Source organism: Pseudomonas sp. B21-059 (assembly GCF_026016285.1).
In the GTDB taxonomy this organism is placed as follows: Bacteria; Pseudomonadota; Gammaproteobacteria; order Pseudomonadales; family Pseudomonadaceae; genus Aquipseudomonas; species Aquipseudomonas danubii.
Window position 1 is genome coordinate 5,788,314 of record NZ_CP087201.1, and the last position, 17,594, is coordinate 5,805,907.

The window sequence follows — 17,594 nt, forward strand, 5'->3', positions numbered from 1 at the left end:
AAACGATAAAAGGCACCTCTAGAGGTGCCTTTTATCGTGAATATGGTCGGGGTAAGGGGATTCGAACTCCTGACATCCTGCTCCCAAAGCAGGCGCGCTACCGGACTGCGCTATACCCCGGTAAAAAAAAGGCACCTTTAAAAGGCGCCTTCTGCGAACAGAGCTTTTGGCGTCTGATCTTAAGATTCGATTCCAGCGAACTGGTCTCAAAAATGGTGGGTCGTGTGGGATTCGAACCTACGACCAATTGGTTAAAAGCCAACTGCTCTACCAACTGAGCTAACGACCCAAAAATGGTCGGGGTAAGGGGATTCGAACTCCTGACATCCTGCTCCCAAAGCAGGCGCGCTACCGGACTGCGCTATACCCCGGTTTGAAATTGGCTCCGTGACCAGGACTCGAACCTGGGACCCAATGATTAACAGTCATTTGCTCTACCGACTGAGCTATCACGGAACTACATATTTCAAGTTACAACGTTTTTACTTCATCCTCTTCGGCTTTCCCGTATCGCTACGTTCATGCCTCTGAGGCGCGCTATTTTACAATCTTCAAACTACCTGTCAACCCCTTAAATTGCTTTTAAGACAATGATTTGCGACTTCATTGCCGGTTTCTTCTACATCAGAAAAAACCTAGGGGGTGACTGACTGCGGGGCGCACTTTACAAGCCTTTTCCTTTCAGTTCAACGCCCTAGTGAAAAAAAGGCCTCGCCATGCGAGGCCTTTTCATCAATACGCCACTGTGCGATCAGGCAAAGACGATTTCATCGTCCCGCACCGATGCAGTGAGTGTTGCTCCTGGCAGGAAGCCACCGGACAGGATCAACTGGGCCAACGGGTTCTCGATCCAGCGCTGGATCGCACGCTTCAGCGGCCGTGCGCCATACACCGGGTCGTAACCCACGGCGATCAGCTTGTCCAAGGCCTCGTCGCTCAGTTCCAGGCTCAGCTCGCGCTCCGCCAGACGGCTGCGCAGGCGCCCCAACTGGATCTGCGTGATGCCAGCGATCTGATCCCGTGCCAGAGGCTCGAAGATCACCACTTCGTCGACCCGGTTGATGAACTCCGGCCGGAAGTGGGTGGACACCGCATCCATCACCGCTGCCCGCTGTGCCTCGCGATCCCCTACCAATTCCTGGATCTGTGCCGAGCCCAGGTTGGAGGTCATGACGATCACCGTGTTGCGGAAGTCCACGGTGCGTCCGTGGCTGTCCGTCAGGCGACCATCTTCCAGAACCTGCAGCAGGATATTGAACACATCCGGGTGCGCCTTCTCGACTTCGTCCAGGAGGATGACCGAGTACGGCTTGCGACGCACGGCTTCGGTCAGGTAGCCACCTTCTTCATAACCGACATAGCCTGGCGGCGCACCGATCAGGCGAGCCACGGAGTGTTTCTCCATGAACTCGGACATGTCGATCCGCACCATGGCTTCCTCGGTATCGAAGAGGAACTCCGCCAAGGCCTTGCACAACTCAGTCTTACCCACCCCAGTTGGGCCGAGGAACATGAACGAGCCACTTGGCCGGTTCGGATCGGACAAGCCAGCCCGGGAGCGGCGCACTGCGTTGGATACCGCCACCACGGCTTCGTTCTGGCCGATCACCCGTTGATGCAGCAGGCTTTCCATCTTCAACAGCTTGTCGCGCTCGCCTTCGAGCATTTTCGACACCGGGATGCCGGTCCACTTGGACACCACTTCGGCAATTTCTTCCTCGGTGACCTTGCTGCGCAACAACTGATTTTCACTGTGGCCGTGCTGATCGACCATCTGCAAGCTGCGCTCCAGGTCCGGGATCACCCCGTACTGCAGCTCGGCCATGCGATTGAGGTCACCTTTACGCCGCGCCGCTTCCAGCTCCTGACGCGACTGCTCGATCTTCTGCTGGATCTGCGCAGAGCCCTGCACTTCGGCTTTCTCCGAGGTCCAGACCTCCTCCAGGTCAGCGTACTCACGCTCCAGACGAACAATCTCTTCCTGGAGTTTTTCCAGGCGCTTGATCGCTGCCTCGTCGTCTTCCTTCTTCAGCGCCTGGGATTCAACCTTCAGTTGAATCAGGCGCCGCTCCAGACGGTCCAGCACTTCCGGCTTGGAGTCGATCTCCATGCGGATGCGGCTGGCAGCTTCGTCGATCAGGTCAATGGCCTTGTCCGGCAGTTGCCGATCAGTGATGTAACGATGGCTGAGCTTGGCCGCGGCAATGATCGCACCGTCAGTGATGGCTACCTTGTGGTGCACCTCATAGCGCTCCTTCAGGCCGCGCAGGATAGCGATGGTGTCTTCCTCGCTCGGCTCGTCCACCAACACTTTCTGGAAGCGCCGCTCAAGGGCTGCATCCTTCTCTATATATTGGCGGTACTCGTTGAGCGTGGTGGCACCGACGCAATGCAGCTCGCCACGGGCCAGAGCCGGCTTGAGCATGTTGCCCGCATCCATCGAGCCTTCGCCTTTACCGGCGCCGACCATGGTGTGCAGCTCGTCGATGAACAGGATGATCTGACCTTCCTGCTTCGACAGCTCGTTGAGCAGGGATTTCAGGCGTTCCTCGAACTCGCCACGGTACTTGGCACCGGCAATCAGCGCGCCCATGTCCAAGGACAGCAGGCGCTTGCCTTTCAGGCCATCAGGCACTTCGCCATTAATGATCCGCTGGGCCAGGCCTTCGGCGATGGCGGTTTTACCCACGCCAGGTTCACCGATCAGCACCGGGTTGTTCTTGGTCCGGCGTTGCAGCACTTGGATGGTCCGGCGAATTTCATCGTCACGCCCGATCACCGGGTCAAGCTTGCCCTCCTCGGCGCGCTTGGTCAGGTCGACGGTGTACTTGTCCAGCGCCTGGCGCGACTCCTCGACGTTGGCGTCATTCACCGCCTCGCCGCCGCGCAGGTTATTGATGGCGTTTTCCAGGGCTTTCTTGCTCACGCCCTGACCCAGCAGCAACTTGCCGAGCTTGCTGTTTTCATCCATGGCGGCCAGCAGTACCAGCTCGCTGGAAATGAACTGGTCGCCTTTCTGCTGAGCCAGGCGATCGGCCTGGTTGAGCAGGCGCGCCAGATCCTGGGACATGTTGACGTCGCCAGTGGGGTTCTGGATTTTTGGCAGTTGGTCGAGCTCTTTGCTCAGTTCCTTGCGCAGGCTGTTGACGTCGAAGCCCACCTGCATCAGCAGTGGCTTGATCGAGCCGCCTTGCTGTTCCAGCAGCGCCTGCATCAGGTGCGCAGGTTCAATGGCCGGATGATCGAGGCCAACGGCCAAGGATTGAGAATCGGATAAGGCCAGCTGCAATTTGCTGGTTAATCGGTCTATACGCATTAGTCACCTTCCTTTTGAGCAGGCCGGAGCGATGGACACACCTAAATAGAGAAACCTGCCAGATGATTCTCTAGATGCGGTCGATTCTGGGAGATTCAAGCGTCAGCTGCTTGACGCAAGTCAGATTAGTCTAGCGTTCAAGCCAGATAAGGGAGGCAAAACGCCCGGTACGTGGGCTGCGCCGATAAGAGAAGAAGCGAGGGTCGGTCACGGTGCAGTAGCCACCACCATAGACCGCCGTCACACCCCGGGTGGCCAAACGCAGGCGCGCCAACTGGTAGATGTCAGCCATGAAGCGCCCGGCATTGACGCTAGGGACAAAGGCTTGCTCCGCGGCCGCTAATTGGGCAACGAAAGCTTCACGGACCTCCGCACCCACTTCGAAACTCTGTGGACCTATAGCGGGCCCCAGCCATACCAAGACCTCAGCGGCGGGGACATCCAGGCTGTCGAGAGTGGCTTCCAGCACTCCGGCTGCCAGCCCGCGCCAACCGGCATGGGCTGCCGCGACCCGGGTTCCAGCTCGGTTGCAGAACAACGCAGGCAGGCAGTCGGCGGTCATCACCGCACAGGCAATGCCTGGCGTGGCGGACCAACTGGCATCGGCGCTGACCACGACGCCAGGATCGGCGTGAGCCACAGCAATCCCGTGCACCTGTTGCAACCAGGCCGGGGCAATATCGAAGTGTTCGGTCAGGCGCCGGCGATTCTCGGCCACCGATTGAGGCCGATCCTCAACGTGGTCGCCCAGATTGAGGCTGTCAAACGGCGCCAGGCTGACGCCGCCATCGCGGGTAGTAACACAGGCTTTGACCCCAGCCGGCGCGGGCCAGTCAGGAATCAGCCAGCCACTCATCCGATGAACGCCTCACGGTCCTGCTTGAGCAGCGACAACAACCAGACGAAGTCATCCGGCAGCGGCGATTCCCAGCTCATGCGTTGACCAGTGGTCGGATGGTCCAACTCCAGGAAACGCGCATGCAAGGCCTGGCGCGGGAAGTTTTTCAGCGACTCGACCATGGTCTGGCTGGCCGCCGGCGGAATGCGGAAGCGACCGCCGTAAGCCGGATCGCCCACCAGCGGGAAGTTGATGTGGGCCATGTGCACCCGAATCTGGTGAGTACGACCGGTTTCCAGCTTGACCCGTACATGGGTGTGGGAACGGAAACGCTCCAGAACGCGGTAGTGGCTGACAGCCTGCTTGCCACCCTCCATCACCGCCATGCGCTGGCGCTGCTGGCCGTGGCGACCAATGGGAGCATTGATCTTGCCACCCGCAGTCACTACACCGATCACGATGCATTCATAGATGCGGCTGACGCTGCGGCTCTGCAACTGAGCCACCAACTGGGTCTGCGCTTGAATAGTCTTGGCCACCACCATCAGACCGGTGGTGTCCTTGTCCAGACGGTGGACGATACCCGCACGCGGCACATTGATAATGTCGGGGATGTGATGCAGCAGGGCATTGAGCAGCGTGCCATCGGCATGGCCGGCAGCCGGGTGCACCACCAGGCCCGCAGGCTTGTTGATCACCAGGATGTCATCGTCTTCATAGACGATGTCCAGCTCGATGTCCTGGGCGATCCACTCACCCTGAGCCTCCTGCTCGGCGGTCAGTTCGAGAACGGCACCGCCGTGCACGATGTCCCGAGGGCGGATCACCGCTCCGTCAACAGTCAGGCGGCCGTCTTTGATCCAGGCGGAAAGGCGCGAGCGCGAATGCTCAGCGAATAGTTGTGCGGCGACTTGATCGAGGCGTTGACCGCCCAGTTCGGACGGCACCTCTGCGCGAAGTTCAATTTTATCGGACATGCTCGGACTGGGCGTCGGCACAGCCTTTGGTTTCGGCTGCGCGCTTGTGGTTAAATACGGCGTCTTTTGCCCCGAGGCTTTCAACGGGGCGCTCATCATAACAGGACGGCCCCGCCCAAGACAGCGGCCGTCATAGGGACGCAAGCCGCCATGCAAGTGAAACACCTGCTGCTGATCGCCATCCTCGCACTGACCGCTGCTTGCTCATCGAAGGAAGTCGTTGACGAAAACCTGAGCGAAGTCGAGTTGTACCAGCAGGCGCAGACCGACCTGGACAACCACAGCTACACCAGCGCCACCGCCAAGCTCAAGGCCCTGGAATCGCGCTATCCCTTTGGTCGCTACGCCGATCAGGCACAGCTCGAGCTGATCTACGCCAACTACAAGAATGCCGAGCCAGAGGCTGCGAAATCCGCCGCCGAGCGCTTCATTCGCCTACACCCACAACACCCGAACGTCGACTACGCCTACTACCTCAAGGGCCTGACCTCCTTCGATCAGGACGTCGGCCTACTGGCGCGCTTCCTGCCACTGGACATGACCAAGCGTGACCCGGGTGCCGCCCGCGACTCCTACAACGAGTTCGCCCAGCTCACCAGCCGCTTCCCCAACAGCCGCTACGCCCCGGACGCCAAGCAGCGCATGATTTACCTGCGCAACCTGCTGGCCGCCTACGAAATCCACGTGGCCGACTATTACCTGACCCGTCAGGCCTATGTCGCCGCCGCCAACCGTGGCCGCTACGTGGTGGAAAACTTCCAGGAAACCCCTTCCGTGGGTGACGGCCTAGCGGTGATGACCGAGGCCTACCAGCGTCTGCACCTGGACGAACTGGCTGCCACCAGCCTGGAAACCCTGAAGCTCAACTACCCTGACCACCCAAGCCTGGTTGATGGTCAGTTCGTGCCACGGGTGGCCGAAGCCGACAACCGCTCCTGGCTGAGCAAGGCCACCCTGGGCCTTATCGAGTCCCGTCCACCGCTGCCGCCGGGAGAAACCCGCGCCAATCAGGACGTGATGAAGCAGTATCAGGATGCCAAGGACGCGATCCCGTCGGAGCTCAAGCCTAAAGACAGCAACGGCGACGTGGTCGAGGAAGAAGAGCACGAGGCCACTGGCAACAACAGTGACCGCTCCTGGTTCAGCTACATGACCTTCGGCGTGTTCGACTGATAGCGCCGCAGTAAAAAAGGGAGACTTCAAGTCTCCCTTTTTCATGCCCGCAGCTTTATGGGCCTGTGCGCCCGCCGGGCGCTTGGATAAACTGCTCCCTCTTTTCCCCATAAAGCTGGTCACCATGGTTCGTCTACTGTTCTGGATCGCTCTGATTGCCGCTGCGGTATGGTTCTGGCGCAAATTCAAGCGCCCCGCTGCAACTCCCCGCACACCCCAGGAGCCGGCGAGTACGCCAATGGTGCGCTGCGCTCACTGCGGCGTACACCTGCCTCAGGACCGGGCGTTGAGCCTGTCACAACAGTGGTACTGCAGCCAGGCCCATCTGGAGCAGGGCCCGGGCAGCCAGGATCGCTGAGCCCTACACCCATCGTCCGCACAATTGGCGACAAAATAACCCGCCCCCGGCCCCCTGCGCCGCCCATCCCAAGGGCCTAGACTGAGCTCTCGCCCCCCAACACGGGCGCTATTGCCCGTTGTTGACTGACCCATGAAAACGGCAGCCGCCATGAACCCAAAGCCCAGGGTGCTGGTGGTCGATGAGGCCATGGAAGTCCGTGCCCTCGTGGAAATCACCCTCGGCCGCATGCGCCTGCACACCCAAAGTGCCCGCACCTTGCAGGAAGCCCGGACTCACCTGGCCCGGGAGCGCTTCGACCTGTGCCTGACAGACCTGCATTTGCCGGATGGCAGCGGACTGGACCTGCTGCTGCATATTCGCCAATGCCACCCTCAATTGCCGGTCGCACTTCTAAGCAATGACCCAGGCACGCAGGCCAGCGCCCTGGAAGTCGGGGCTTGCGACCTGCTGCACAAGCCTCTACACCCCATGCGCCTTCGAGAATGGATAAGCAGCAGACTGAAGCGGCTGCCCACCACCACAAAAAACCTACCCGACCATCAGTTGTTGGGACATTCACCACCCATGGACAACCTGCGCCAACACATCGACAAGTTGGCCCCCAGCCTGGCGGCGGTCTACATCAGCGGCGAATCCGGCAGTGGCAAGGAGCGAGTGGCGCGTTTGATCCACCAGTTGGGTCCAAGGGCCAGGGCGCCCTTCATTCCGGTCAACTGTGGCGCCATTCCTGGCGAACTGATGGAGAGTGAGTTTTTCGGTCACCGCAAAGGCAGCTTCAGTGGCGCCCTGGCTGATCAGCCTGGACTGTTCCAGGCCGCTGAGGGGGGAACCCTGTTCCTCGACGAGGTCGCCGACCTGCCTCTAGCCATGCAGGTGAAGCTACTGCGTGCACTGCAGGAAAGGTCTGTGCGTCCGGTGGGCAGCCAGGAGGAAAGAGCCGTCGATGTGCGGATTCTCTGTGCCACTCACAAGGATCTGAAGTGCGAGGTAGAGTCCGGCCGCTTTCGCCAGGATCTCTACTACCGCTTGAATGTGATCGAACTGCGAGTTCCCGCGCTGCGCGAGCGTCCAGGAGATATCGAGATACTGGCGCGGCATATTCTGCAACGCCTGGCCAAATCCGGCGACAAGCCTGCCACCCAACTAAGCCCGCAAGCACTGCAAGCCCTGGAGCGCTACGACTTTCCCGGCAACGTACGTGAACTGGAGAACCTGCTGGAGCGGGCCCAGACCCTTTGCGAGGGTCCGTGGATCGAGCTGAGCGACCTGCATCTGCCTGTCAGTGAACACCAGGACGTCCCCTCCCCCTCGCTCCCTCCCAACCTGGACCTCGCGCTGCACCTGCAACAGGTGGAGCGCCATTTACTGCTCCAGGCCCTGGAGGAAAGCCGCTGGAACCGCACGGTGGCGGCCCGACGGCTGAGTCTGTCCTTGCGTTCGATGCGTTACCGCATGAAGAAGCTTGGCCTGAATTAAATTCGACCTTCGGGCGCATAGGGCGCCGGATCGATGATCGGCGCTTGTCCCAGCAGCAGGTCGCAAAAAAGCTGGCAGGAAGCGGGCGCCAGCACCAGGCCGTTACGGTAATGCCCACAGTTGAGCCACAAACCGGCAAAGCCGGGAACTGGCCCGATGTAGGGAATGCCCTCCGGCGACCCCGGACGCAGCCCAGCCCAATGCCCCACGACCTCAGCGTCCGCCAGCGCCGGGATCAGCTCGACAGCAGAAGCCTTGAGGCTTTCCAGAGCGGATGCAGTCGGCGTCTTGTCGAACCCTTCGTGCTCCAGAGTACTGCCTACCAGGATGTGTCCGTCACGCCGGGGAATCGCATAACGGCCCTTGGCCAGGACCATGCAGGACAGGAAGTCGGCAGCGCATTTGTACAGGATCATCTGCCCTTTGACCGGTTCCACCGGCAGTACAAGCCCCAGGCTGCCCAGCAACTCGCCACTCCAGGCCCCGGCGCAGAGCACCACCTGATCGGCGCGGATCTCACCCAGCGAACTGTGCACGCCTGCCACCTGCCGGCCTTCACAAATAAAGCCGCTGACGCTGCACTGCTCGTCGATGTGCACGTTGGGCAAAGCCTGCAAAGCGGCCTTGAGGGATTTGACCAGCCGCGGATTACGCACATTGGCCACATTGGCCATGTAGATCGCCCGCTGGTAGCCGCTTCCCAGCACCGGCACCCCATCATGTACCGCCGAGATATCCACAGCGCTCAGGGGCCGCCCCTCGCGCCGCGCCCATTGCAGGGCCTGGGCCTCATCCTCCAGGTCCAGCCAGTAGAGCCCGGTGGTATGCACTTCGGGATCAACCCCGGTAGCACTCAGCAGTTGCTCCGCCAGCTGTGGATAAAAGTCCTGGGACCAATGGGCCAGCGCCGTGACTGCCGGACTGTAGCGCCAAGGGTACAGCGGCGAGACGATGCCTCCACCAGCCCACGACGACTCACGCCCCAGTTCCGAACGCTCTACAAGCCGCACCTGCTGGCCCCGGGACGCCAGATTGAAAGCCGTGAGCAGGCCGATCACTCCGCCGCCCACCACCAGCACTTGCTGTTGCTTGACCATAATTCGATCCAATCATGAGAAAGACAGTGGGCGCCGCAGCTCCCTGATACAGAGACTCAGCGTCCCCAGCAATCCTTAGCCGCCAGCCCGTCGGCTTGGCCGCTGATGCTGGTGGCACCTGTCTGATCGATGCTGAAGCTGCCGCATTTGTCCCCCGCCATCATCCCATCGGCTTTTGGCGTCGCGGTCAGCGAGAACCCGCTGTCGCTCAGAGTCGGGGTGATGCTGTAGTACTCATTGCCGGTGCTCAGATCCGGGGCGTTGCTGTAGGCACCGGTCTTGGAGAAGTGGCGCTCAAGTTGCTGCGCCTGTTCGGTGAGCAGCACGGCGATTTCACTGCGATGGGGCTTCTTCATGTATTCGGTGATGCTGGGAAGGCTCAAGGTAAGGACCAGACCGATGATCGCAATCACGATCATGATTTCGATCAGGGTGAACCCTTGGTTGGATCTGCGCATGGTCAAGAATCTCGCTTACTGAATTTGTCGCCACAGGATGCGCCGGCTGCCACCGTCGTTTTTGTCCACCCGGGGGCTGATGCCACCACTGGAATCGCGGATGATCTTGCCAGTGCCATGGGTGTGCGCAACCGCAGCGTCGAGCATCTTACCGCTGAACGCTTGCAGCTCGATCAATTTCCCACTACCAGTGTTTGAGTCGGGGCCATCGATCTTGAACGGCAGAAGGTTGCAGGACACCCGCCTAGCGTCACGAACATGCACCGGCCGCCACGGAACCACACCCATGGGCTGGCCGGCACTGCCCATCGCTGCACAAGGCAAGACCTGTCCGCGTACAAAGGGCAGAACATAAGGAGTGCTGGTTATCACTTCAGGCGCTGCTGCAACAGCGCCTGGGAGTAGGCTGTTGGCGGGACCGCGCGCCTGGGCCGGGCCCCCTTGCCACAAACTGCCCAGCAACGTAGCGGCAACGACGAGCAAAAGCCGGCTACCTTTCGAATCAGGTTCAGTATTTGGCATAAATGCTCTCCAAGACGCTGCGCGAATGACCGGCCAAACCCACGGCAGTCACTCGATACAAGGTGGCGACGGTATTGATCGGCAGGTTGACCGCATCCGTAGAAGCCCCCAGGTTCTGCACCCCATAGAAACCCTCTCCGGTGGCGATCCAGGTTACGGCGGAAACACTGTTGAAGCCCGCGCTGCTGACCGCTGCAGACTCAGCGGGAGGGGCACATTCAGAAGGATTGGCGCATACCGACAAACGATAGTCATCCATGCGCACCGCGTTTTCCCCGAGGCGCAATGCCGCTTCTGCAGCCTGGAATGCGCGGTTGTTCAAGGTCAGGCTGGCGCTCATCTTTTCCTGGAGGATGGCGTTCTGCAGCGATGACAGGCCGATCATGGTCAGCAGCAACAAGAACACCAGGCTCATCAACAGCGCCATGCCTCTCTCCCTGGTGGGCCCTGCGCGATTGATGCCAGGCATCAGGGCAACCTGTTACGCAAGGCCGCCACTAGCGTAAAGCGCTGCGGGCGCACACGCTGCTGGGGATCGGCCAATGTCAGCTGCAACCGCACGCTGCGAATACGTGCCGGATCTCCCGGGTTGCGGCTGTAGCTGGAAGCGGCACTATCCGTTGCGGTACGGGCCATGCCGAAACTCACCTCGAAGGCCTCGACATTATCCAGCAGCACCGCCTGCTGCTTGCCCAAGCCGTTGCCCAGCATCAACTGGTGGTCCTGGAGGCTATAGAACAGCCGGCGCAAGGCCAGGATCTGCTGCCCGTGCTCCCCTTGATGAGCACCCGAATAGACCACGGCGCTGCGCCGACAGTCGGTGACCAGGCTCCAGGTCGGCGTCCCGCCATGATCACCGATGTCGGCGGTGATCAAGGTCAGCTTGCGCTCGACATTGCTCCACTGAATCGGGGTGGCCGCGTAGCGGGAAAACTCCTTAGCCGTACTGCGATCATTGACGGTGCGCAGGCAACCGAAAAGCCCTGCCATGCGAATTTCCTGGAGCATCTTGCTCAGAACAAAACGCGCATCCTCCAGCAGGTAGGCCGAGGCGTTCTGGCTAAGGTAAGTAGCCTTCGCCGCGATAAACACCTGAGCCGCACCCAACACCAGCACCAGGCTCAAAGCCAGTGCCAGCATTATCTCTACCAGCCCGAAGCCTTGGCTGCCCTGCCTCATCGCGCCCCTCACGAATCCACGGCCACGCGGCTGCTGAGCACCAGAGCGCGCTGACTGCGCGAATGCCCCTCGGCCCGGGAATCGTCCCACGTGATGCGGATGGTATAGACCTGCTGATTGACACTGATACTGCCCTTGGCGCTGGGGCCCCCGAAGTTCGCCACGTTGTTGGCGAAATCATGCAGGTCCTGATCCCGCACATTGCCCGGGCTGCCTGCGGCGGGCGTGGCAACACCATAGTCGGCCGCCGTATTGGCACGGATCCGATCAAGCATGTCGTAGGCGATAAAGCTGGCCTGGGTGCTCATCCGTGAACTGTCGGTGTACTGCAAGGCCTTGATCTGGACCGCCGCGGCCCCCAGCAGCCCCACCGCGAGAATCAACAGGGCCACCAGCACCTCGATCAGGGTCATGCCGTCCTGTGCATGCTGCTCCCTCATGTTCCAATCTCCGTCACGCTCCCAAGCCCATGCAGACAACCACCGATCTCCGATGAAGCAGGCTCGTGTGAGCCCACAGAAACGATGGAAACCACTGCTCTCGACTTCAAAGGTTAGTGCCAGAGTCAGCCCCGGGCCGCCTCGCGGAACAACCCGCAACACATTGCTCACAGCCCCCTACCTCTCCCTTGAGGCCAAGCCGCGAGGGTCCAGGCGCCGGGCCGTTTCAATCGGGTGAAACCCTTTGTACGCAAATACACCACCCACCCTGGAACAGGCATCGGCTATAACGGGCGGCGACTCGCCCCATCCCAGACCGGCAAGTTGGTCATCTGCTCAGCGCCTGCATACGGATAGCGTGAACGCCTCATCTCCAGGGAGGAGACACCATGCATGAAAAGGGCTTCAGCCTGATTGAACTGCTGATCGCGCTGGCCTTGCTGGCACTTTTGCTGCCGCTGTCCACGGCTGCGCTCAGTGAACTATTGCGCACCAATCGACAGCAGGAAGCGGCGCAGATGCTCGCCAGCGGCCTGCGCAATGCACGGGCGGCGGCCATCCTGCATCAGCGCACCGCGCTGATACATAGTCTGAACGACGACTGGAGCCAGGGCTGGCGCATCATTCTGGATGTCAGTGGCAAGGGGTGGGAGGATCCAGAGAATCCGCTGCTGATCGAGCGTCAGAGCGGCGGGCAAGTGCTGATTGTGGGTAATCGTCCGGTACAGCACTTCGTGCGCTTCAGTGCCCAGGGCAATCCGTTGCTGCCCAGTGGCGCCTTCCAGGCCGGCACCTTGCATATTTGCCAGGCCGACCAGGAACACAGCCGCCATCAGGTGGTGCTGTCGCGCAGCGGGCGGGTCAGCCTGCGCAGCGAAACCGCCGAGCAGGCCCTTTGCATGGGAGTGGACTGATCAGAGCAGGGAGCGAACCCGCAACTCTTTGGGCATGGAGAAGGTGATGTTCTCTTCGCGGCCGGCCAACTCGTCGGCACCGGTGGCGCCCCAGGCCTGCAACTGCTGGATCACCCCACGCACCAGCACTTCCGGAGCCGAAGCGCCGGCGGTAATGCCGATGCGCTCGACACCGTCGAACCAGCTGCGCCGCAGGTCCTCGGCACCGTCGATCAGGTAGGCGGGAGTGGCCATGCGCTCGGCCAGCTCGCGCAGGCGGTTGGAGTTCGAGCTGTTGGGACTGCCCACCACCAGCACTACATCGCACTCGTCAGCCAGTTGCTTGACCGCGTCCTGGCGGTTTTGCGTGGCGTAGCAGATATCGTCCTTGCGCGGCCCGCCAATGGCCGGGAAACGCGTGCGCAAGGCATCGATCACCCGGCTGGTATCGTCCATGGACAAGGTGGTCTGGGTCACGAACGCCAGGCGTTCAGGGTTCTGCACCTGCAGCTCGGCTACATCCTTTTCATCTTCCACCAGGTAGATGGCGCCGCCGTTGCTGGCGTCGTACTGACCCATGGTGCCTTCGACTTCAGGGTGGCCGGCGTGTCCGATGAGGATGCACTCACGACCATCACGGCTGTAGCGCGCCACTTCGATATGCACCTTGGTCACCAGCGGGCAAGTGGCATCGAACACTTTGAGACCGCGACCGGCCGCTTCACTGCGTACAGCCTGGGAGACACCGTGGGCGCTGAAGATAACGATGACGTCGTCCGGCACCTGCTCCAGCTCTTCGACGAAGATCGCACCACGATTGCGCAGGTCTTCGACGACAAATTTGTTGTGCACCACTTCATGCCGGACGTAGATCGGCGGCCCGAAGACTTCCAGGGCGCGATTGACGATTTCAATCGCCCGGTCCACACCGGCGCAGAAGCCACGGGGATTGGCGAGTTTGATTTGCATGCTGTGCCTCGTGTCTTGCGCGCAAGAAGTTAGATCGTTATAGACAGCGGATCGCCAGCAAACCAGCCCCTACAGAGTAGGGCACGGCATGCCGGCGATGCTGTTAAAGCGCTTTGACGTCGATGATTTCCACGTCGAAGGTCAAGGTCTTGCCGGCCAGCGGGTGGTTGAAGTCGACGGTGACTTGAGCATCATCGAAGGCTTTGACCACACCCGGCAGCTCAGTATTGGCCGCGTCATTGAAGATCACCAGCAAACCTTCCGACAACTCCATGTCCTGGAACTGCGAACGCGGGATGACCTGCACGTTCTGCGGGTTCGGCTGGCCAAAGGCGTTTTCCGGCTCAATCGTCAGGCTACGCTTGTCACCGGCCTTGAAGCCGAACAGCGCGGCCTCGAACCCGGGGAGCAGGTTGCCGTCACCGACCTTGAAGGTCGCCGGGGCCTTGTCGAAAGTGCTGTCTACGGTATCGCCGTTCTCCAGGCGCAATGCGAAGTGCAAAGTGACTTCCGTGTTCTGACCGATGCGTTGCTCAGTCAATACCTGTTCAGTCATGAACGGCTTCTCCGGTTTTCTTGCTCTTGAACATATCCAGGGCCAGCATCACCGCGCCAACGGTGATAGCACTGTCGGCGAAGTTGAATGCCGGGAAGTACCAGCGGTTCTGCCAGTGCACCAGGATGAAATCGATCACATGGCCCAGGGCAATGCGGTCATACAGGTTGCCCAAGGCACCGCCCAGTACCAGGGCCAGAGCGATGGCCAGCCAGGTTTCGTTACGCCCCAGGCGCTTGAGCCAGACCACCAGCACGGCGCTGACCACAATCGCGATCAGGGCGAACAGCCAGCGCTGCCAGCCAGAGCTGTCCGCGAGGAAGCTGAAGGCTGCGCCGGTGTTATAAGCCAGGGTCCAACTGAAGTACTCGGGGATCACTACGATCTGCTGGTACATGGTCAGTGAGCTTTCAAAGTGCAGCTTGCTGGCCTGGTCGATGACCAGGACCAGCAAGCTCAACCACAGCCAGCCCAGACGGCCGAAACGGCCTGCGGCGTTAGGCATAGTGACGAACCTCGCCCGCGCCGCTGATGTTATCCACACAACGACCGCAGATTTCCGGGTGCTCAGGGTTCACGCCGACGTCTTCACGGCAGTGCCAGCAGCGGGCGCACTTAGGGAAGGCCGACTTGACGACTTTGAGCTTGAGGCCCGGTACTTCGGTAGCCACGGCATCCGCTGGTGCCTGGGCAAACGGTGCCAGGCTGGCGGTCGAGGTGATCAGCACGAAACGCAGTTCGTTGCTCAGCTTGGCCAGGTCGGCGGTCAGGCCATCCTCGGCAAACAGGGTAACTTCGGCTTGCAGGTTGCCACCGACGGCCTTGGCCGCACGCTGAACTTCCAGCTCCTTGTTCACTGCAACCTTGACCGCCATCACGCCCTCCCAGTACTCGCGGCCCAGTTCGAAGTCAGCGGGCAATTCGCTCAGGCCTTCGTACCAGGTGTTGAGCATCACGGATTCGTTACGCTCGCCCGGCAGGTATTCCCACAGTTCATCAGCGGTGAAGGCCAGGATCGGCGCGATCCAGCGCACCAACGCTTCAGAGATGTGGTACAGCGCGGTCTGCGCCGAACGACGTGCCTTGCTGTTGGCGCCGGTGGTGTACTGGCGATCCTTGATGATGTCGAGGTAGAAACCACCCAACTCCTGCACGCAGAAGTTGTGGATCTTCGAGTACACGTTCCAGAAGCGGTATTCGCCGTAGTGCTCCTGCAACTCGCGCTGCAGCAACAGGGTACGGTCCACGGCCCAACGATCCAGGGCGAGCATGTCCTCGGCCGGCAGGATGTCGGTGGCCGGGTTGAAACCGCTCAGGTTCGACAGCAGGAAGCGTGCGGTATTGCGGATACGGCGGTAGGCGTCGGCACTGCGGGCCAGGATCTGGTCCGACACGGCGATTTCGCCCGAGTAATCGGTCGACGCTACCCACAGACGCATGATGTCGGCACCCAAGGTGTCGTTGATCTTCTTCGGCTCGATCACGTTCTTCAGCGACTTGGACATCTTGCGGCCCGTCTCGTCGACGGTGAAACCGTGGGTCAGCAGTTCGCGGTACGGCGCGTGGTTGTCGATGGCGCAACCGGTCAGCAACGACGAGTGGAACCAGCCACGGTGTTGGTCCGAGCCTTCCAGGTACAGGTCGGCACGTGGGCCGTTCACGTGGCCCATTGGGTGCGAACCGCGCAGTACGTGCCAGTGAGTGGTGCCGGAGTCGAACCACACGTCGAGGGTGTCGCTGATCTTGTCGTAAAGCGGCGCTTCGTCGCCCAGCAGCTCGGCGGCGTCCAGCTTGAACCAGGCCTCGATGCCTTCCTGCTCAACACGCTGGGCCACTTCTTCCATCAGCTCGACGGTGCGTGGGTGCAGTTCGCCGCTTTCCTTGTTCAGGAAGAACGGGATCGGCACGCCCCAGTTGCGCTGGCGGGAGATGCACCAGTCCGGACGGTTGGCGATCATCGAATGCAGGCGCGCCTGGCCCCAGGCGGGGACGAACTTGGTGTCTTCGATCGCTTTGAGCGAGCGCGCACGCAGGGTGTCACCGCTGACCGGCTCTTTGTCCATGCCGATGAACCATTGCGCGGTGGCACGGTAGATCAACGGGCTCTTGTGGCGCCAGCAGTGCATGTAGCTGTGGCTGATGATTTCGGTGTGCAGCAACGCACCCACTTCACTCAACTTATCGACGATGAGCGGATTGGCCTTCCAGATGAACTGGCCGCCGAAGAACTCCAGCGATGGCGCGTAGACGCCGTTGCTCTGTACCGGGTTGAGGATGTCGTCGTTGACCATGCCATAGCGCTTGCAGGTCACGAAGTCGTCTTCACCATAGGCCGGGGCCGAGTGAACCACGCCAGTGCCAGCCCCCAGTTCCACGTACTCGGCCAGGTACACCGGCGACAGACGATCGTAGAATGGATGACGGAAATTGATCAGTTCCAGGGCAGAACCCGGGGCGGTAGCGATCACCGAACCTTCCAGGTTGTAGCGAGCCAGGCAGGACTCAACCAGCTCTTCGGCCAGCACCAGCAGGCGCTCGCCGGCATCCACCAGGGCGTAGTTGAACTCCGGATGGACGTTCAGCGCCTGGTTGGCCGGGATGGTCCACGGGGTGGTGGTCCAGATCACGATAGCCGCGGGCTTGGCCAGTTTGGCCAGGCCGAAGGCGGTGGCCAACTTGTCTTCATCGGCGATCGGGAAGGCCACGTCGATGGTCGAGGACTTCTTGTCTTCGTACTCGACTTCTGCTTCGGCCAGGGCCGAACCGCAGTCGAAGCACCAATTCACAGGCTTGAGGCCCTTGAACACGAAGCCGCCTTTGACGATTTCGGCCAAGGCGCGGATTTCTCCGGCCTCGTTCTTGAAGTTCATGGTCTTGTACGGGTTGTCCCATTCGCCCAGAACGCCCAGACGGATGAATTCGGACTTCTGCCCTTCGATCTGCTCGGTGGCGTAGGCGCGGCACAGTTCGCGGGTTTTTATCTGCGCCCAGGTTCTTGCCGTAGGTCACTTCGACTTTGTGCTCGATCGGCAGGCCGTGGCAGTCCCAGCCCGGAACATAAGGTGCGTCGAACCCCGACAGGGTTTTCGAGCGCAGGATCATGTCCTTGAGAATTTTGTTCAGCGCATGACCGATGTGAATAGTGCCGTTGGCATAAGGAGGACCGTCGTGCAGAACGAACTTCGGACGATCCTTGCCAATCTCGCGCAACTTTCCGTACAGGCCAATGCTGTCCCAACGCTGCAGAATCTGTGGTTCGCGCTGAGGCAGGCCGGCCTTCATTGGGAAGGCGGTGTCCGGAAGGTTTAACGTGGCTTTATAGTCGGTCATTTAAGGCTC

General features: G+C 60.8%; 16 protein-coding genes, 4 tRNA genes and 1 pseudogene. 4 read left to right on the forward strand and 17 right to left on the reverse strand.

The window, feature by feature from the left end:
* Nucleotides 1–43 precede the first annotated feature (43 nt).
* The 7 genes from LOY69_RS25690 to rluD all read right to left on the reverse strand — a co-directional run bounded on the left by LOY69_RS25690 (nucleotide 44) and on the right by rluD (nucleotide 5,131).
* A tRNA-Pro gene (locus LOY69_RS25690) sits at nucleotides 44–120 on the reverse strand.
* 93 nt (nucleotides 121–213) lie between these two features.
* Nucleotides 214–289 (reverse strand) — tRNA-Lys (locus LOY69_RS25695).
* A gap of 5 nt (nucleotides 290–294) precedes the next feature.
* Nucleotides 295–371, reverse strand: a tRNA-Pro gene (locus tag LOY69_RS25700).
* Nucleotides 372–380: 9 nt separating this feature from the next.
* Nucleotides 381–456 (reverse strand) — tRNA-Asn (locus tag LOY69_RS25705).
* 295 nt (nucleotides 457–751) lie between these two features.
* A complete protein-coding gene (gene clpB / locus LOY69_RS25710; protein WP_265073772.1) occupies nucleotides 752–3,316 on the reverse strand; it encodes an ATP-dependent chaperone ClpB in 2,565 nt (854 codons plus the stop codon).
* Nucleotides 3,317–3,446: 130 nt separating this feature from the next.
* The gene (gene pgeF, locus LOY69_RS25715) at nucleotides 3,447–4,172 is read right to left on the reverse strand and encodes a peptidoglycan editing factor PgeF (RefSeq protein WP_265073773.1); all 726 of its coding nucleotides are present in this window, start codon (nucleotides 4,170–4,172) and stop codon (nucleotides 3,447–3,449) included.
* Nucleotides 4,169–5,131: a 23S rRNA pseudouridine(1911/1915/1917) synthase RluD gene (gene rluD / locus LOY69_RS25720; protein ID WP_102865461.1), complete on the reverse strand. Its 963-nt coding sequence runs from the start codon at nucleotides 5,129–5,131 to the stop codon at nucleotides 4,169–4,171. Before rluD ends, pgeF begins: the two co-directional genes overlap by 4 nt.
* Nucleotides 5,132–5,281: 150 nt before the next feature.
* On the opposite strand from rluD, the gene LOY69_RS25725 reads away from it, so the two are divergent.
* The 3 genes from LOY69_RS25725 (at nucleotide 5,282) to LOY69_RS25735 (ending at nucleotide 8,141) form a co-directional block, all read left to right on the forward strand.
* Nucleotides 5,282–6,304 (forward strand): outer membrane protein assembly factor BamD, encoded by a 1,023-nt coding sequence (locus tag LOY69_RS25725; protein WP_102882249.1) that lies wholly within the window; start codon nucleotides 5,282–5,284, stop codon nucleotides 6,302–6,304.
* Between the two features lie 124 nt (nucleotides 6,305–6,428).
* Nucleotides 6,429–6,662, forward strand: a complete 234-nt coding sequence (locus tag LOY69_RS25730; protein WP_102882404.1) for a PP0621 family protein — start codon at nucleotides 6,429–6,431, stop codon at nucleotides 6,660–6,662.
* 150 nt (nucleotides 6,663–6,812) lie between these two features.
* The gene (locus LOY69_RS25735; RefSeq protein ID WP_265073774.1) at nucleotides 6,813–8,141 is read left to right on the forward strand and encodes a sigma-54-dependent transcriptional regulator; all 1,329 of its coding nucleotides are present in this window, start codon (nucleotides 6,813–6,815) and stop codon (nucleotides 8,139–8,141) included.
* Here the strand turns inward: LOY69_RS25735 and thiO are convergent.
* The 6 genes from thiO to pilV form a co-directional block, all read right to left on the reverse strand.
* A complete protein-coding gene (thiO, locus tag LOY69_RS25740; protein ID WP_110652086.1) occupies nucleotides 8,138–9,238 on the reverse strand; it encodes a glycine oxidase ThiO in 1,101 nt (366 codons plus the stop codon). The two genes, LOY69_RS25735 and thiO, sit on opposite strands and share 4 nt — an antisense overlap.
* 56 nt (nucleotides 9,239–9,294) lie before the next feature.
* Nucleotides 9,295–9,696 (reverse strand): type IV pilin protein, encoded by a 402-nt coding sequence (locus LOY69_RS25745; RefSeq protein ID WP_102882252.1) that lies wholly within the window; start codon nucleotides 9,694–9,696, stop codon nucleotides 9,295–9,297.
* Nucleotides 9,697–9,711: 15 nt separating this feature from the next.
* Complete coding sequence (locus LOY69_RS25750; RefSeq protein ID WP_265073775.1) at nucleotides 9,712–9,873, reverse strand: hypothetical protein; 162 nt, start codon at nucleotides 9,871–9,873, stop codon at nucleotides 9,712–9,714.
* Nucleotides 9,874–10,204: 331 nt separating this feature from the next.
* Nucleotides 10,205–10,645: a PilX N-terminal domain-containing pilus assembly protein gene (locus LOY69_RS25755; RefSeq protein WP_123390422.1), complete on the reverse strand. Its 441-nt coding sequence runs from the start codon at nucleotides 10,643–10,645 to the stop codon at nucleotides 10,205–10,207.
* Between the two features lie 41 nt (nucleotides 10,646–10,686).
* The gene (locus LOY69_RS25760) at nucleotides 10,687–11,397 is read right to left on the reverse strand and encodes a PilW family protein (RefSeq protein WP_265073776.1); all 711 of its coding nucleotides are present in this window, start codon (nucleotides 11,395–11,397) and stop codon (nucleotides 10,687–10,689) included.
* An 8-nt stretch (nucleotides 11,398–11,405) separates the two neighbouring features.
* The gene (gene pilV / locus LOY69_RS25765) at nucleotides 11,406–11,837 is read right to left on the reverse strand and encodes a type IV pilus modification protein PilV (RefSeq protein WP_265073777.1); all 432 of its coding nucleotides are present in this window, start codon (nucleotides 11,835–11,837) and stop codon (nucleotides 11,406–11,408) included.
* Between the two features lie 389 nt (nucleotides 11,838–12,226).
* Between pilV and LOY69_RS25770 the strand changes: the two genes are divergently transcribed.
* Complete coding sequence (locus LOY69_RS25770) at nucleotides 12,227–12,751, forward strand: GspH/FimT family protein (protein ID WP_102865453.1); 525 nt, start codon at nucleotides 12,227–12,229, stop codon at nucleotides 12,749–12,751.
* On the opposite strand, the gene ispH is transcribed toward LOY69_RS25770, so the two are convergent.
* The 4 genes and pseudogenes from ispH to ileS form a co-directional block, all read right to left on the reverse strand.
* A complete protein-coding gene (ispH, locus tag LOY69_RS25775; protein ID WP_253085053.1) occupies nucleotides 12,752–13,699 on the reverse strand; it encodes a 4-hydroxy-3-methylbut-2-enyl diphosphate reductase in 948 nt (315 codons plus the stop codon).
* 103 nt (nucleotides 13,700–13,802) lie between these two features.
* Nucleotides 13,803–14,255: an FKBP-type peptidyl-prolyl cis-trans isomerase gene (gene fkpB / locus LOY69_RS25780; RefSeq protein ID WP_102865451.1), complete on the reverse strand. Its 453-nt coding sequence runs from the start codon at nucleotides 14,253–14,255 to the stop codon at nucleotides 13,803–13,805.
* Nucleotides 14,248–14,760, reverse strand: coding sequence for a signal peptidase II (gene lspA / locus LOY69_RS25785; protein WP_102865450.1), 513 nt, complete (start codon nucleotides 14,758–14,760; stop codon nucleotides 14,248–14,250). The genes fkpB and lspA overlap by 8 nt, the downstream gene beginning before the upstream one ends.
* Nucleotides 14,753–17,585: pseudogene (gene ileS, locus LOY69_RS25790) on the reverse strand (isoleucine--tRNA ligase). The gene lspA and the pseudogene ileS overlap by 8 nt, the downstream one beginning before the upstream one ends.
* Between the last annotated feature and the right edge of the window lie 9 nt (nucleotides 17,586–17,594).